General features: G+C 76.2%; 17 protein-coding genes. 9 read left to right on the top strand and 8 right to left on the bottom strand.

The genetic code is table 11. The annotated features are described in order from the left end of the window. The coding region (locus G5C62_RS19940; protein ID WP_206330742.1) for a 6-phosphofructokinase at positions 1-387 on the top strand (387 nt) is incomplete at its 5' end. A gap of 5 nt (positions 388-392) precedes the next feature. Here G5C62_RS19940 and G5C62_RS19935 read toward each other — a convergent pair. From G5C62_RS19935 to G5C62_RS19925, 3 genes are all read right to left on the bottom strand, one after another. After that, positions 393-1301, bottom strand: a complete 909-nt coding sequence (locus tag G5C62_RS19935) for a hypothetical protein (RefSeq protein ID WP_164702371.1) — start codon at positions 1299-1301, stop codon at positions 393-395. 203 nt (positions 1302-1504) lie between these two features. After that, positions 1505-2770: a metallophosphoesterase gene (locus tag G5C62_RS19930; protein WP_241176010.1), complete on the bottom strand. Its 1266-nt coding sequence runs from the start codon at positions 2768-2770 to the stop codon at positions 1505-1507. Between the two features lie 37 nt (positions 2771-2807). Beyond that, positions 2808-4385 carry a CYTH and CHAD domain-containing protein gene (locus G5C62_RS19925; protein ID WP_164702367.1) on the bottom strand — a complete coding sequence of 526 codons (1578 nt, stop codon included), beginning with the start codon at positions 4383-4385 and terminating at the stop codon, positions 2808-2810. Between the two features lie 129 nt (positions 4386-4514). Between G5C62_RS19925 and G5C62_RS19920 the strand changes: the two genes are divergently transcribed. Beyond that, positions 4515-5489: an endonuclease/exonuclease/phosphatase family protein gene (locus G5C62_RS19920; RefSeq protein WP_241176011.1), complete on the top strand. Its 975-nt coding sequence runs from the start codon at positions 4515-4517 to the stop codon at positions 5487-5489. Between the two features lie 172 nt (positions 5490-5661). Here the strand turns inward: G5C62_RS19920 and G5C62_RS19915 are convergent, their stop codons facing one another. After that, entirely contained in the window at positions 5662-5877 is a 216-nt protein-coding gene (locus G5C62_RS19915) for an RNA-binding S4 domain-containing protein (protein ID WP_036332558.1), read from the bottom strand. 59 nt (positions 5878-5936) lie between these two features. Beyond that, a complete protein-coding gene (locus G5C62_RS19910) occupies positions 5937-6872 on the bottom strand; it encodes an aldose epimerase (RefSeq protein WP_164702368.1) in 936 nt (311 codons plus the stop codon). Between the two features lie 172 nt (positions 6873-7044). Between G5C62_RS19910 and G5C62_RS19905 the strand changes: the two genes are divergently transcribed. Next, complete coding sequence (locus tag G5C62_RS19905; protein ID WP_164702370.1) at positions 7045-7566, top strand: DUF1707 domain-containing protein; 522 nt, start codon at positions 7045-7047, stop codon at positions 7564-7566. Positions 7567-7934: 368 nt separating this feature from the next. Here G5C62_RS19905 and G5C62_RS19895 read toward each other — a convergent pair whose 3' ends face one another. Next, positions 7935-8615 (bottom strand): DUF1707 domain-containing protein, encoded by a 681-nt coding sequence (locus G5C62_RS19895; RefSeq protein ID WP_164702369.1) that lies wholly within the window; start codon positions 8613-8615, stop codon positions 7935-7937. A gap of 172 nt (positions 8616-8787) precedes the next feature. On the opposite strand from G5C62_RS19895, the gene G5C62_RS19890 reads away from it, so the two are divergent. Further along, the gene (locus G5C62_RS19890; protein WP_164702368.1) at positions 8788-9723 is read left to right on the top strand and encodes an aldose epimerase; all 936 of its coding nucleotides are present in this window, start codon (positions 8788-8790) and stop codon (positions 9721-9723) included. Positions 9724-9782: 59 nt separating this feature from the next. Then, positions 9783-9998 (top strand): RNA-binding S4 domain-containing protein, encoded by a 216-nt coding sequence (locus tag G5C62_RS19885; protein WP_036332558.1) that lies wholly within the window; start codon positions 9783-9785, stop codon positions 9996-9998. Positions 9999-10170: 172 nt separating this feature from the next. Here the strand turns inward: G5C62_RS19885 and G5C62_RS19880 are convergent, their stop codons facing one another. Continuing rightward, the gene (locus tag G5C62_RS19880) at positions 10171-11145 is read right to left on the bottom strand and encodes an endonuclease/exonuclease/phosphatase family protein (RefSeq protein WP_241176011.1); all 975 of its coding nucleotides are present in this window, start codon (positions 11143-11145) and stop codon (positions 10171-10173) included. 129 nt (positions 11146-11274) lie between these two features. On the opposite strand from G5C62_RS19880, the gene G5C62_RS19875 reads away from it, so the two are divergent. From G5C62_RS19875 to G5C62_RS19860, 4 genes are all read left to right on the top strand, one after another. Continuing rightward, a complete protein-coding gene (locus G5C62_RS19875) occupies positions 11275-12852 on the top strand; it encodes a CYTH and CHAD domain-containing protein (RefSeq protein ID WP_164702367.1) in 1578 nt (525 codons plus the stop codon). A gap of 37 nt (positions 12853-12889) precedes the next feature. Next, a complete protein-coding gene (locus tag G5C62_RS19870; RefSeq protein ID WP_241176010.1) occupies positions 12890-14155 on the top strand; it encodes a metallophosphoesterase in 1266 nt (421 codons plus the stop codon). A gap of 203 nt (positions 14156-14358) precedes the next feature. Further along, positions 14359-14844 carry a hypothetical protein gene (locus G5C62_RS19865; RefSeq protein ID WP_164702366.1) on the top strand — a complete coding sequence of 162 codons (486 nt, stop codon included), beginning with the start codon at positions 14359-14361 and terminating at the stop codon, positions 14842-14844. Positions 14845-14889: 45 nt separating this feature from the next. Further along, positions 14890-15267, top strand: a complete 378-nt coding sequence (locus G5C62_RS19860) for a hypothetical protein (protein WP_164702365.1) — start codon at positions 14890-14892, stop codon at positions 15265-15267. A 5-nt stretch (positions 15268-15272) separates the two neighbouring features. Here G5C62_RS19860 and G5C62_RS19855 read toward each other — a convergent pair. Then, the coding region (locus G5C62_RS19855; protein WP_206330742.1) for a 6-phosphofructokinase at positions 15273-15659 on the bottom strand (387 nt) is incomplete at its 5' end.

Here is a 15659-nt window from a genome sequence, read left to right as displayed (position 1 = left end):
CACGTCATCGGGGTGATCAGCGAGGGCGCCACGCCCAAGCCGGGCACGATGCCGCTGCGCGACGGCGGGCTGGACGAGTTCGGCCACCGGCGGTTCACCGGGGTCGCCCAGCAGCTGGGCGAGGAGCTGGAGCGGCGCACCGGCAAGGAGGTGCGGACGACGGTGCTCGGCCACGTGCAGCGCGGCGGCACACCGACGTCCTTCGACCGGGTGCTGGCCACCCGCTTCGGCCTGCACGCCACGATCGCCGCCCACGAGGGGCACACCGGGCAGATGGTCGCGTTGCAGGGCACCGAGATCGGGCTGGTCCCGCTGGCCGATGCCGTGGCGCGGCTGAAGACCGTGCCCCCGTCGCGGCTGGGCGAGACCACCGCCTTCACCGGCTAGCGGCCTCACCACTCCCAGCGGTAGCCGAGCACGCACCGGCCGGGCGGCACCAGCTCGAACGACGCCTGACCGTCGACCAGCTCGACCGGCTCGGCCTCCTCGGCCGTCTCGGACTCCACCGAGGCCCAGCGGCCGCGCAGCAGCTCCCGCGGCCGGGCCGCCGGATCGAAGTGCACGGTGATCGCCAGGTGGCGAACCGAGGCGGAGACCCCGCGCCGGAACTCGGGCGCCGGGGGCTCGGGGTAGGCGAACACCGTCTGGTACTCCAGGTGCGTCGTCTGCCCGGGCAGCAGCGGCCGGGACAGCAGCACCTCGACCACGTGGATCGGGGTGCCCAGCACCCGGAACGCCCGGACCGGGTCGCCGCCCTGCAGGACCGACACCGCGGCGTGCGCGGTGTCGAAGGCGTACGTGTACCGATCGGTCGGCTCGACGGCCTCCAGCAGCTGCCGGGTGTGGTGCAGCCGGGGGCTCCGGTCGGGTCCCACGTGGTGCTCCTCGGCCAGCTGCAGGGTGCGCCACGGCCGCGGCGGCATCGGGCCCTCGGCACCCAGTGCGCTGGCGACGACCAGCTGCCGGGCGGTGCTCCGCCCGCTGCGCAGGCTTCGCAGCTCGTCGGCGTGCTCGTCGGTCAGCTCGAAGGCACGGATGAAGAGCTCGAGGGTCGCGTCGGAGATCCGGTCTCCGTTCAGTGCGCGGCCGACGCGGTTCTCCAGACTCCGTGACCGGTGGCCGTCGTCGACCTCACCGGCGTCGAACAGGTGCTCGGCCAGGACCGCGGCCACCGCGGCCCGGGACAGCTCACCGCGCCGCACCACGCTGTGCACCTGCCAGCGCCGCCGGTACTGCGGCTCACCCAGCAGCTCGGTCAGCCGCCGGGCCGCCAGCCGCAGGCCCCACGCAGGGTCCACCACCGCCCCACCCCCGTCGCGCCCCCGGTCGCCCGCACGGGTGGCAGCCCGCGGCGGACACGTCACGGCCACGTCCGTTGTGTACCAACGCGGAGCGGCGGCCGCGAGGCGCGGGGGGACTCACGGCCGCCGCCGACCGGCTCGTCAGCACGCACCGGTCGGGTCCACACACCGCCCTGTCCCAGCGGGGTGCGGACCAGAGGGGGTCACCGCGGCGGCGCGGTGGGAGTGCCCGGCTGCAACTCGATCACGGTGACCTCCGGGCGGGCGCCCACGCGCATCGGCGGCCCCCAGTAGCCGGCTCCGGAGGAGACGTACAGCTGGGTGTCCCCCTGCTGCGACCAGCCCTCGACCACCGGCTGGTCCAGCAGGACGGCGTAGTCGAAGGGCCAGAGCTGGCCGCCGTGGGTGTGCCCGGACAGCTGCAGGTCGACCCCGGCGGCGCGCGCCTGCTCCACCTGCACCGGCTGGTGCGCCAGCAGGACCACGGGGACGGCGTCGTCCCGGCCGTCCAGCGCGGCGTCCAGGTCGGCGCCGTGACCGGGCAGCCCGGAGGCGGCCGCCGTCCGGTCGTCGATGCCGGCCAGGTCCACCGTCGCGCCCCCGCGGCCGATGGACACCCGCTCGTTGCGCAGCACGTCGACCCCGAGGGTGGACAGGTGCCGCAGCCACTGCCCGGTGTCGACGAAGTACTCGTGGTTGCCGGTCACGAAGTAGACGCCCTGGTCGCTGACCAGGTCGGCCAGCGGGGCGACGTCCTCGCGCAGCTCGCTCACCTCGCCGTCGACCAGGTCCCCGACGATCGCCACCACGTCCGGGCGCTGGGCGTTGACCGTCTCCACGAGCCGCTCGAAGCGCCGCCCGCCGTAGGTGGAGGACAGGTGCCCGTCGGAGAAGGTGACGATCCGGAGCCCGGCCATGGCCGGGTCCAGCCGCGGGATCCGGATCGGCACGCGGCGGACGACCGGGGCCGAGTTGGCCAGGACGACGCCGGTGCCCGCCGTTCCGACCGCGACCGCACCCGCCCCGACCACCAGCGAGCGGGCCAGGAACAGCCGGCGGGAGGGGTCCTGCACGGGGCGGTCCGCCCGGACCGCACCGCCGCCCGGTGGTGGGCCCGGCTCCGGCGGAGCCGCCTCGTCGGCCGGCTCGGGCCGGCGTCGACGCTGCACCAGCCGGGCGACCACGCGGATCGGCTCGGTCGCCAGCGTGGCGAGGAACAAGTAGAAGGCCAGGCCCAGCCAGGTGTACCCGACCCAGTCCAGCACCCCGTCCCCCACCGAGAGGCGGCCGCGCAACAGCACGACGAGCACCGGCAGCACGGCCAGGACGACGAGCAGCACCGTCAGCCGGCGCCGGACGCGCCCGGGCCGGGTGGTGCTGCGCACCAACCGCCACCAGAGGTAGCCGTGCAGCAGGACCATGACGAGCAGCACGGTCAGGCCGAAGCCGAGCAGGCCGATCAGGGACACCGGCGCGCTCCTGGGGGTCGGGGTGGTGCGCCCGACGCTACGTCGACTGCGTCTTCAGCACCGTGCGCAGCTCCGGCCAGCGCAGCCAGAAGTCCCGCTCCGCCTGCTGGCACCGGGCCTCCTCGAGGGCGTGCAGGCGGCCCCAGGTGAAGGCGTTCTCACCGGCTGCGAACGCCGCCCGGCCGAGCTGGACGCAGAGCGGCCGGGTGATGAAGGTGTCCTGCCGGTCGCCGAGCACCTCCTGGACGCCCTTCAGCGTCGACACCAGCTCGGCCACCGGTGCGCCCAGCACCGGCACCGCCGCCTCGGCGGTGTAGCGCAGCCGCTTGGCGGCCTTGCGCACGTCGTGCAGGGCCTCGGCCTCGTCGCTGTCCTGGGCCGCCTCGACGCTGCGCCGCAACCGGCGGCCGGTGCGCGCGACGACCTCGCGGAGCACCTCCTCCGCCGGCCGGGCCGCGGCCTCGGTGAGCGGTGGCGCCTCGACCAGCGCGTCGAGGTCCTCGCGCAGCTGCAGGTAGGCGGGTGTGTTCAGCGCCTTGCGCGCCTGCGCGTCACCGGCCTGCTCGTCCCGGACCGCCTCCTGCTGCAGCCGGGCGACCACCGGGCCGAGCACCAGCTCGACCGGCTCGGCGTCGACCAGGTCCCGCAGGTGGGCGACCGCCACCTCGCCGTCCCGGCTGGGGGACAGCGCCGACCCGACCTGCGCGAGCTCCTCGCGCAGCGGGTCCGTCTGGGTGCGGTCGAGCACCGGGCGGAAGGCGGCGAGCGTGCTGCGCAGCCGACGGCAGGCGACCCGGACCTGGTGGACGCCGTCGGGCTGCCCGGTGCGGACCATCAGGTCGGCGTCCTGCAGCGCCCGGACCTGCGCGGCCAGCGCGGAACGGACGACGTCGCCGGCGGGCGTGCCCGGCGCGTGCCGGTGCTTCTTCTTCTTGCCCTTCTTCTTCCCGGCCCGCTCCGGGGCTGCGGCGGGCGGCTCGACCGCTCCGTCGGCGTCCGCCAGCCGGTGGGCGAGCACGCGGGTCAGCTTGGCCGGTGAGGACGCCGGCCGGGCGCCGGCCGTGACGAGCAGCCCGGCGACGTCGGCGAGCAGCTGCTCGTCGCCGTCGACCAGCTCCACCTCGACCTCCCGCCAGGTGGTGACCACGGCGGCCTCCCCCGGAGCGGCCGGCAGCGCGGTGCCCGTGACGTGGTCGTCGGCGACCTCGACCAGCACCCGGCCGTCGGCGTCGGCGAGCTCACGGACCACCCGGCGGGTGCGCAGCGAGGCCACCTGGGCCGCCGGAGCGCGGCGGACGATGCCCAGCACCGGCTCCAGCACGGCCTTGGGCGGGGTCTTGGTGGCCCTGCCGAGGGGGGAGTGCAGCTCCCGGCGCGCGCCGGCGACGGCCGGCAGCTTCACGTGCCAGCCGGCGTCCGGGCCGCCGGTGCGCCGCCGCATCGTGACCCGGGCCCGAGCCAGCCGCAGGTCGGTGGTGTCGTAGTAGGCGGCCTCCAGCGCGTGCTCGACCGGCTCGCGGACCTCGACCACGCCCGGCGCACCGCCGAGGTCGGGCAGTTCGAACGCTTCGTCGACGTCGAACTTCCGCTCGATCTCCACATGCTCGACAGCCACCGGCGTCACTCCTCCTGCACCGGGCCACCCTCTGCTGGGCGCCCCGTTGTGAGCCCTCCGTCCTACCGCACGCGGGTGAACAGCGCACCCGGCGGTGATCACCGTCCCGCGCTCGGCACCATGGACCCCGTGCCCCGCCGACCTCCCGCGCGCCGTCGATGGACCCCCACCGTCTTCGCGGTCCCGTGGGCCGTGGCGGCGGCGCTCCGGCTGACCGGCACCGAACGCGGCTTCCCCCTCGTGCCCGCACTGGCCTTCACGCCGTACGTCGCGGCCACCAGCGTGCTGCCGCTGGCCGCCGCGCTGGTGTCCCGTTCGCGCGGTGCCACTGCGTTGTCGGCCGCCGCAGCCACGGGGCTGGCGGCCGCGGTGCTCCGGCCGACGGCGCCCGCCACCCCGGCGCGGCGGCCACAGGGGCCACGGCTGCGGGTCGTCTCGGCCAACATGCTGCACGGCCGGGCCGATCCTGCCGCCCTGGTGGCCCTCGCGGCCGACCAGGACGCCGACGTGCTGGCCCTGATGGAGGTCACGCCCGAGGCGGTCTCCGGCCTGCTCGCCGCCGGGGTGGCCGACCTGCTGCCCGCCGGGCACGTGGTGCCCGCCGGCGAGGGCCAGCCCGCCGGGGCCGGCGGGGCGCTCTGGACCCGGCTGGAGATCCGGGGGCGCACGGTGGTGCCGGGACGCTTCGGGCAGCCCGCGGCCCGGCTGGTCGTGCCCGGAGCGCCCGACGTCGAGCTGACCGCGGTGCACACGGACCCGCCGACCAGCTCCCCCGCTCAGGTCGCCAGCTGGGCAGGGGACCTGCGACGGCTGCCCGACCCGGAGCCGGGGGTGCTGCGGGTGCTGGCCGGCGACTTCAACGCCACCCCCGACCACGCCGCCTTCCGACGGCTGTTGCGCCGGGGCTGGGTGGACGCCGCGGCAGCGGTCGGCGCGCCCCGTCGGGCCACCTGGTGGCCGATGCGGGTGTCCCAGCCACGGCTCACCCTGGACCACGTCCTGGTCGACCCCCGGATCGCGGTGGACGACCTGCAGGTGGTGCACGTGCCCGGCACCGACCACCGGGCCCTCGTCGCGGACCTGCGGCTGCCGGCGGTCAGCTGACCGGAGGGACGGAGTGTCCCGGGCGGCGGGTTCGCGGCACCGCCGCCCGGGCAGTGACCTCATGCCCCGCATCCCGACCGGGTGCACGCGAGTTGTGTGACATCTGCGTTAACTCGCCCGACCGCCCGCGCGGGGTGACCGCACGCGCACGGGAACGCACCCGATCGGCAGGTCAGCCGATCCGCACGTCGTCCTGCCCGGCCACCGAGACGACGTCGCCGCGGTGCAGCTGGCGGCCGCGACGCTCCTCCGGCTCACCGTTCACCTGCACGTCCCCGGCGACCAGCACGTCCTTGACCTGGGCGCCGGTGGGGACGGCGTCGACCAGCTTGAGCAGCTGACCCAGCCGGATGGTGTCCTCGCCGGAGCGGAGTTCGATGGTGCGCACGACGCTGATCCTCCCCGCCGCACGCCGGGGTCGGCACATCGCCCACCGTGCGTCGCTGCTCAGGCCGGGGTCCACCCGACGGTCCAGGTCCCCGACCAGCTCTCCCCCGGCGCGAGCACCAGCACGTCCACGTCGTCGGCCAGCGCGTTCGGCGGGCAGGTCATCGGCTCCACGGCCACGCTGCGCCGCCGCTGGTCCGGGGGCAGGGTGTCGCCGGTGTAGATCTGCAGCCAGGGCCAGGTCGGGTCCACGGCCACCTCCAGCGCACCGGCCGGCCCGCTGAGCCGGGTGCGCGCCCAGCCGTCGTCGTCCCGGACCAGGTCGGTCACCGCGGTGTCGATCGACTGGTCCCCGATCCGGCCGACCGCGCCGTCGTAGGGCCGCCGCTCACCGGTGGGCAGGCCGCCGTCGAGCACGAGGGCGGTGCGGGCCGGCACGGTCAGCTCGGCCGCGGCCACGTCGCCCGGGGCCGGCGCGCCGACCGAGAAGTAGGGGTGCATGCCCGCCCCGAACGGCGCGTCCTCGTCCCCGGCGTTGCGCACCCGCACGGTCACGGTGAGCTGGTCGGCCGTCAGCGTGTGGTCGATGGCGGCGGCCAGCCGGAAGGGCCAGCCGGCGCGCGGCTCGATCGTCGTCCCGACCGTGACGGCGTCCGCGCGCTGGGCCAGCACGCGCCAGGGCTGGGCGGTGACCAACCCGTGAACCGCGTTCGGGGAGGACTCGCTGACCACGTCCAGCTGGAGCTCTCGGCCACGCCAGGACCACCGCCCGCCGCGGAGCCGGTTGGGCCAGGGCAGCAGGACGCCGCCGCGTCGGCCGGCCGGGACGGTGCCGGACGCATAGCCGTCCAGCACGTGCCAGTCACCGACGACGAGCTCGCGCAGGGCTCCGCCGCGGAGGTCCACGGCCAACCGGGCGGGGCCGGCGGTCACCTCGACGTCGCGCGGTTCGGTGGCCGGCCAGCGGAGGTCGGTGGACGAGGGCTCGAGCGGCATGCGGTCCTCCCGGGGAGACGGTTCGCGGACAGCTCACCACAGCGCAGGCGTCGCCGTTCCACGTGGAACCTGCCGCCTGACCCAGGTCACCGACGGGTCGTGACAGACGTCAGTGGCCTCGGCGGGCCGTGCGGCGACAGACTGGACGGGCACCGACGACGAGGAGCCCCCGATGCCCGAGCCCCACCTGCGCGCCGCCGATGCCGACCGGACGGCCGTCGCCGAGGTCCTCGGCCGGCACATGTCCGCCGGCCGGCTCACCGTCGCCGAGTACGACGACCGGTTGGCCCGGGCCTACGCGGCCCGCACCTACGGCGAGCTCGCCGAGCTGACCACCGACCTCCCCACCGCCGAGCCGGCCGGGAGCCGCGTCCCCGAGGCCCCCGCCGTCGCCGGCCCGCCGGCCGGCCCGGCCGGCGGGGGCCCCTGGGCGGCCCACGGCTGGTACGGCAGTTCCGTCCCCTGGGCCGGCGGCGCGAGCATGCGGGCGGCCTGGGCGAGCTGGCTGAGCACCGCGGTGATCGTGGTGGGCATCTGGCTGATCACCTCGCTGGCCAGCGACGGGTGGCTCTACCCGTGGCCGATCTGGGTGATCGGGCCGTGGGGGCTGGTCCTGCTCGCCCAGACCGTCGGCGGGCAGCGCGGGACCAGCTGCGACGACCAGCGCCGGCTGCCGCACGGCGGCCGGGGCTGAGCCCCGGCGTGTCCCGCGTCAGCCGGCGACGGTGGGGGTAGCGGACGGGTCCGAGCCCAGGACCTCCGGAGGACCCGTGCACACCATGACCGACCGTTTCGCCGATGCACTGCACCGGCTGGACGCCGACCGCGACCCCGGCCCCCTCGTCGAGCTCGCCGGGGAGGACACCCAGCTGGTCAAGCTCGACGAGCACCACGAGACCCGGGGCCGGGAGGGCGCGCAGACGTTCTGGACCGACTACCGCGACGTCTTCGACGAGATCGAGACGACGTTCACGCACACCGTGGTCGGTGAGTCGAGCGCGGCGCTGGAGTGGACCTCCACCGGCACCCTGCGCGACGGGAAGCCGTTCACCTACCGCGGGGTCACCCTGATCGAGGGGGCCGGGGTCGCGGTCGGCGTCCAGCCGGTGCAGTGCATCGGCGAAACGGTCGGTCATGGTGTGCACGGGTCCTCCGGAGGTCCTGGGCTCGGACCCGTCCGCTACCCCCACCGTCGCCGGCTGACGCGGGACACGCCGGGGCCCAGCCCCGGCCGCCGTGCGGCAGCCGGCGCTGGTCGTCGCAGCTGGTCCCGCGCTGCCCGCCGACGGTCTGGGCGAGCAGGACCAGCCCCCACGGCCCGATCACCCAGATCGGCCACGGGTAGAGCCACCCGTCGCTGGCCAGCGAGGTGATCAGCCAGATGCCCACCACGATCACCGCGGTGCTCAGCCAGCTCGCCCAGGCCGCCGGCATGCTCGCGCCGCCGGCCCAGGGGACGGAACTGCCGTACCAGCCGTGGGCCGCCCAGGGGCCCCCGCCGGCCGGGCCGGCCGGCGGGCCGGCGACGGCGGGGGCCTCGGGGACGCGGCTCCCGGCCGGCTCGGCGGTGGGGAGGTCGGTGGTCAGCTCGGCGAGCTCGCCGTAGGTGCGGGCCGCGTAGGCCCGGGCCAACCGGTCGTCGTACTCGGCGACGGTGAGCCGGCCGGCGGACATGTGCCGGCCGAGGACCTCGGCGACGGCCGTCCGGTCGGCATCGGCGGCGCGCAGGTGGGGCTCGGGCATCGGGGGCTCCTCGTCGTCGGTGCCCGTCCAGTCTGTCGCCGCACGGCCCGCCGAGGCCACTGACGTCTGTCACGACCCGTCGGTGACCTGGGTCAGGCGGCAGGTTCCACGTGGAACGGCGACGCCTGCGCTGTGGTGAGCTGTCCGCGAACCGTCTCCCCGGGAGGACCGCATGCCGCTCGAGCCCTCGTCCACCGACCTCCGCTGGCCGGCCACCGAACCGCGCGACGTCGAGGTGACCGCCGGCCCCGCCCGGTTGGCCGTGGACCTCCGCGGCGGAGCCCTGCGCGAGCTCGTCGTCGGTGACTGGCACGTGCTGGACGGCTATGCGTCCGGCACCGTCCCGGCCGGCCGACGCGGCGGCGTCCTGCTGCCCTGGCCCAACCGGCTCCGCGGCGGGCGGTGGTCCTGGCGTGGCCGAGAGCTCCAGCTGGACGTGGTCAGCGAGTCCTCCCCGAACGCGGTTCACGGGTTGGTCACCGCCCAGCCCTGGCGCGTGCTGGCCCAGCGCGCGGACGCCGTCACGGTCGGGACGACGATCGAGCCGCGCGCCGGCTGGCCCTTCCGGCTGGCCGCCGCCATCGACCACACGCTGACGGCCGACCAGCTCACCGTGACCGTGCGGGTGCGCAACGCCGGGGACGAGGACGCGCCGTTCGGGGCGGGCATGCACCCCTACTTCTCGGTCGGCGCGCCGGCCCCGGGCGACGTGGCCGCGGCCGAGCTGACCGTGCCGGCCCGCACCGCCCTCGTGCTCGACGGCGGCCTGCCCACCGGTGAGCGGCGGCCCTACGACGGCGCGGTCGGCCGGATCGGGGACCAGTCGATCGACACCGCGGTGACCGACCTGGTCCGGGACGACGACGGCTGGGCGCGCACCCGGCTCAGCGGGCCGGCCGGTGCGCTGGAGGTGGCCGTGGACCCGACCTGGCCCTGGCTGCAGATCTACACCGGCGACACCCTGCCCCCGGACCAGCGGCGGCGCAGCGTGGCCGTGGAGCCGATGACCTGCCCGCCGAACGCGCTGGCCGACGACGTGGACGTGCTGGTGCTCGCGCCGGGGGAGAGCTGGTCGGGGACCTGGACCGTCGGGTGGACCCCGGCCTGAGCAGCGACGCACGGTGGGCGATGTGCCGACCCCGGCGTGCGGCGGGGAGGATCAGCGTCGTGCGCACCATCGAACTCCGCTCCGGCGAGGACACCATCCGGCTGGGTCAGCTGCTCAAGCTGGTCGACGCCGTCCCCACCGGCGCCCAGGTCAAGGACGTGCTGGTCGCCGGGGACGTGCAGGTGAACGGTGAGCCGGAGGAGCGTCGCGGCCGCCAGCTGCACCGCGGCGACGTCGTCTCGGTGGCCGGGCAGGACGACGTGCGGATCGGCTGACCTGCCGATCGGGTGCGTTCCCGTGCGCGTGCGGTCACCCCGCGCGGGCGGTCGGGCGAGTTAACGCAGATGTCACACAACTCGCGTGCACCCGGTCGGGATGCGGGGCATGAGGTCACTGCCCGGGCGGCGGTGCCGCGAACCCGCCGCCCGGGACACTCCGTCCCTCCGGTCAGCTGACCGCCGGCAGCCGCAGGTCCGCGACGAGGGCCCGGTGGTCGGTGCCGGGCACGTGCACCACCTGCAGGTCGTCCACCGCGATCCGGGGGTCGACCAGGACGTGGTCCAGGGTGAGCCGTGGCTGGGACACCCGCATCGGCCACCAGGTGGCCCGACGGGGCGCGCCGACCGCTGCCGCGGCGTCCACCCAGCCCCGGCGCAACAGCCGTCGGAAGGCGGCGTGGTCGGGGGTGGCGTTGAAGTCGCCGGCCAGCACCCGCAGCACCCCCGGCTCCGGGTCGGGCAGCCGTCGCAGGTCCCCTGCCCAGCTGGCGACCTGAGCGGGGGAGCTGGTCGGCGGGTCCGTGTGCACCGCGGTCAGCTCGACGTCGGGCGCTCCGGGCACGACCAGCCGGGCCGCGGGCTGCCCGAAGCGTCCCGGCACCACCGTGCGCCCCCGGATCTCCAGCCGGGTCCAGAGCGCCCCGCCGGCCCCGGCGGGCTGGCCCTCGCCGGCGGGCACCACGTGCCCGGCGGGCAGCAGGTCGGCCACCCCGGCGGCGAGCAGGCCGGAGACCGCCTCGGGCGTGACCTCCATCAGGGCCAGCACGTCGGCGTCCTGGTCGGCCGCGAGGGCCACCAGGGCGGCAGGATCGGCCCGGCCGTGCAGCATGTTGGCCGAGACGACCCGCAGCCGTGGCCCCTGTGGCCGCCGCGCCGGGGTGGCGGGCGCCGTCGGCCGGAGCACCGCGGCCGCCAGCCCCGTGGCTGCGGCGGCCGACAACGCAGTGGCACCGCGCGAACGGGACACCAGCGCGGCGGCCAGCGGCAGCACGCTGGTGGCCGCGACGTACGGCGTGAAGGCCAGTGCGGGCACGAGGGGGAAGCCGCGTTCGGTGCCGGTCAGCCGGAGCGCCGCCGCCACGGCCCACGGGACCGCGAAGACGGTGGGGGTCCATCGACGGCGCGCGGGAGGTCGGCGGGGCACGGGGTCCATGGTGCCGAGCGCGGGACGGTGATCACCGCCGGGTGCGCTGTTCACCCGCGTGCGGTAGGACGGAGGGCTCACAACGGGGCGCCCAGCAGAGGGTGGCCCGGTGCAGGAGGAGTGACGCCGGTGGCTGTCGAGCATGTGGAGATCGAGCGGAAGTTCGACGTCGACGAAGCGTTCGAACTGCCCGACCTCGGCGGTGCGCCGGGCGTGGTCGAGGTCCGCGAGCCGGTCGAGCACGCGCTGGAGGCCGCCTACTACGACACCACCGACCTGCGGCTGGCTCGGGCCCGGGTCACGATGCGGCGGCGCACCGGCGGCCCGGACGCCGGCTGGCACGTGAAGCTGCCGGCCGTCGCCGGCGCGCGCCGGGAGCTGCACTCCCCCCTCGGCAGGGCCACCAAGACCCCGCCCAAGGCCGTGCTGGAGCCGGTGCTGGGCATCGTCCGCCGCGCTCCGGCGGCCCAGGTGGCCTCGCTGCGCACCCGCCGGGTGGTCCGTGAGCTCGCCGACGCCGACGGCCGGGTGCTGGTCGAGGTCGCCGACGACCACGTCACGGGCACCGCGCTGCCGGCCGCTCCGGGGGAGGCCGCCGTGGTCACCACCTGGCGGGAGGTCGAGGTGGAGCTGGTCGACGGCGACGAGCAGCTGCTCGCCGACGTCGCCGGGCTGCTCGTCACGGCCGGCGCCCGGCCGGCGTCCTCACCGGCCAAGCTGACCCGCGTGCTCGCCCACCGGCTGGCGGACGCCGACGGAGCGGTCGAGCCGCCCGCCGCAGCCCCGGAGCGGGCCGGGAAGAAGAAGGGCAAGAAGAAGAAGCACCGGCACGCGCCGGGCACGCCCGCCGGCGACGTCGTCCGTTCCGCGCTGGCCGCGCAGGTCCGGGCGCTGCAGGACGCCGACCTGATGGTCCGCACCGGGCAGCCCGACGGCGTCCACCAGGTCCGGGTCGCCTGCCGTCGGCTGCGCAGCACGCTCGCCGCCTTCCGCCCGGTGCTCGACCGCACCCAGACGGACCCGCTGCGCGAGGAGCTCGCGCAGGTCGGGTCGGCGCTGTCCCCCAGCCGGGACGGCGAGGTGGCGGTCGCCCACCTGCGGGACCTGGTCGACGCCGAGCCGGTCGAGCTGGTGCTCGGCCCGGTGGTCGCCCGGCTGCAGCAGGAGGCGGTCCGGGACGAGCAGGCCGGTGACGCGCAGGCGCGCAAGGCGCTGAACACACCCGCCTACCTGCAGCTGCGCGAGGACCTCGACGCGCTGGTCGAGGCGCCACCGCTCACCGAGGCCGCGGCCCGGCCGGCGGAGGAGGTGCTCCGCGAGGTCGTCGCGCGCACCGGCCGCCGGTTGCGGCGCAGCGTCGAGGCGGCCCAGGACAGCGACGAGGCCGAGGCCCTGCACGACGTGCGCAAGGCCGCCAAGCGGCTGCGCTACACCGCCGAGGCGGCGGTGCCGGTGCTGGGCGCACCGGTGGCCGAGCTGGTGTCGACGCTGAAGGGCGTCCAGGAGGTGCTCGGCGACCGGCAGGACACCTTCATCACCCGGCCGCTCTGCGTCCAGCTCGGCCGGGCGGCGTTCGCAGCCGGTGAGAACGCCTTCACCTGGGGCCGCCTGCACGCCCTCGAGGAGGCCCGGTGCCAGCAGGCGGAGCGGGACTTCTGGCTGCGCTGGCCGGAGCTGCGCACGGTGCTGAAGACGCAGTCGACGTAGCGTCGGGCGCACCACCCCGACCCCCAGGAGCGCGCCGGTGTCCCTGATCGGCCTGCTCGGCTTCGGCCTGACCGTGCTGCTCGTCATGGTCCTGCTGCACGGCTACCTCTGGTGGCGGTTGGTGCGCAGCACCACCCGGCCCGGGCGCGTCCGGCGCCGGCTGACGGTGCTGCTCGTCGTCCTGGCCGTGCTGCCGGTGCTCGTCGTGCTGTTGCGCGGCCGCCTCTCGGTGGGGGACGGGGTGCTGGACTGGGTCGGGTACACCTGGCTGGGCCTGGCCTTCTACTTGTTCCTCGCCACGCTGGCGACCGAGCCGATCCGCGTGGTCGCCCGGCTGGTGCAGCGTCGACGCCGGCCCGAGCCGGCCGACGAGGCGGCTCCGCCGGAGCCGGGCCCACCACCGGGCGGCGGTGCGGTCCGGGCGGACCGCCCCGTGCAGGACCCCTCCCGCCGGCTGTTCCTGGCCCGCTCGCTGGTGGTCGGGGCGGGTGCGGTCGCGGTCGGAACGGCGGGCACCGGCGTCGTCCTGGCCAACTCGGCCCCGGTCGTCCGCCGCGTGCCGATCCGGATCCCGCGGCTGGACCCGGCCATGGCCGGGCTCCGGATCGTCACCTTCTCCGACGGGCACCTGTCCTCCACCTACGGCGGGCGGCGCTTCGAGCGGCTCGTGGAGACGGTCAACGCCCAGCGCCCGGACGTGGTGGCGATCGTCGGGGACCTGGTCGACGGCGAGGTGAGCGAGCTGCGCGAGGACGTCGCCCCGCTGGCCGACCTGGTCAGCGACCAGGGCGTCTACTTCGTGACCGGCAACCACGAGTACTTCGTCGACACCGGGCAGTGGCTGCGGCACCTGTCCACCCTCGGGGTCGACGTGCTGCGCAACGAGCGGGTGTCCATCGGCCGCGGGGGCGCGACGGTGGACCTGGCCGGCATCGACGACCGGACGGCGGCCGCCTCCGGGCTGCCCGGTCACGGCGCCGACCTGGACGCCGCGCTGGACGGCCGGGACGACGCCGTCCCCGTGGTCCTGCTGGCGCACCAGCCGGTGCAGGTGGAGCAGGCGCGCGCCGCCGGGGTCGACCTGCAGCTGTCCGGGCACACCCACGGCGGCCAGCTCTGGCCCTTCGACTACGCCGTCCTGCTGGACCAGCCGGTGGTCGAGGGCTGGTCGCAGCAGGGGGACACCCAGCTGTACGTCTCCTCCGGAGCCGGCTACTGGGGGCCGCCGATGCGCGTGGGCGCCCGCCCGGAGGTCACCGTGATCGAGTTGCAGCCGGGCACTCCCACCGCGCCGCCGCGGTGACCCCCTCTGGTCCGCACCCCGCTGGGACAGGGCGGTGTGTGGACCCGACCGGTGCGTGCTGACGAGCCGGTCGGCGGCGGCCGTGAGTCCCCCCGCGCCTCGCGGCCGCCGCTCCGCGTTGGTACACAACGGACGTGGCCGTGACGTGTCCGCCGCGGGCTGCCACCCGTGCGGGCGACCGGGGGCGCGACGGGGGTGGGGCGGTGGTGGACCCTGCGTGGGGCCTGCGGCTGGCGGCCCGGCGGCTGACCGAGCTGCTGGGTGAGCCGCAGTACCGGCGGCGCTGGCAGGTGCACAGCGTGGTGCGGCGCGGTGAGCTGTCCCGGGCCGCGGTGGCCGCGGTCCTGGCCGAGCACCTGTTCGACGCCGGTGAGGTCGACGACGGCCACCGGTCACGGAGTCTGGAGAACCGCGTCGGCCGCGCACTGAACGGAGACCGGATCTCCGACGCGACCCTCGAGCTCTTCATCCGTGCCTTCGAGCTGACCGACGAGCACGCCGACGAGCTGCGAAGCCTGCGCAGCGGGCGGAGCACCGCCCGGCAGCTGGTCGTCGCCAGCGCACTGGGTGCCGAGGGCCCGATGCCGCCGCGGCCGTGGCGCACCCTGCAGCTGGGCGAGGAGCACCACGTGGGACCCGACCGGAGCCCCCGGCTGCACCACACCCGGCAGCTGCCGGAGGCCGTCTAGCCGACCGATCGGTACACGTACGCCTTCGACACCGCGCACGCCGCGGTGTCGGTCCTGCAGGGCGGCGACCCGGTCCGGGCGTTCCGGGTGCTGGGCACCCCGATCCACGTGGTCGAGGTGCTGCTGTCCCGGCCGCTGCTGCCCGGGCAGACGACGCACCTGGAGTACCAGACGGTGTTCGCCTACCCCGAGCCCCCGGCGCCCGAGTTCCGGCGCGGGGTCTCCGCCTCGGTTCGCCACCTGGCGATCACCGTGCACTTCGATCCGGCGGCCCGGCCGCGGGAGCTGCTGCGCGGCCGCTGGGCCTCGGTGGAGTCCGAGACGGCCGAGGAGGCCGAGCCGGTCGAGCTGGTCGACGGTCAGGCGTCGTTCGAGCTGGTGCCGCCCGGCCGGTGCGTGCTCGGCTACCGCTGGGAGTGGTGAGGCCGCTAGCCGGTGAAGGCGGTGGTCTCGCCCAGCCGCGACGGGGGCACGGTCTTCAGCCGCGCCACGGCATCGGCCAGCGGGACCAGCCCGATCTCGGTGCCCTGCAACGCGACCATCTGCCCGGTGTGCCCCTCGTGGGCGGCGATCGTGGCGTGCAGGCCGAAGCGGGTGGCCAGCACCCGGTCGAAGGACGTCGGTGTGCCGCCGCGCTGCACGTGGCCGAGCACCGTCGTCCGCACCTCCTTGCCGGTGCGCCGCTCCAGCTCCTCGCCCAGCTGCTGGGCGACCCCGGTGAACCGCCGGTGGCCGAACTCGTCCAGCCCGCCGTCGCGCAGCGGCATCGTGCCCGGCTTGGGCGTGGCGCCCTCGCTGATCACCCCGATGACGTG

The sequence above is a fragment of the Modestobacter sp. KNN46-3 genome, assembly GCF_011039295.1.
This window is presented reverse-complemented; position numbering and strand designations above follow the sequence as displayed.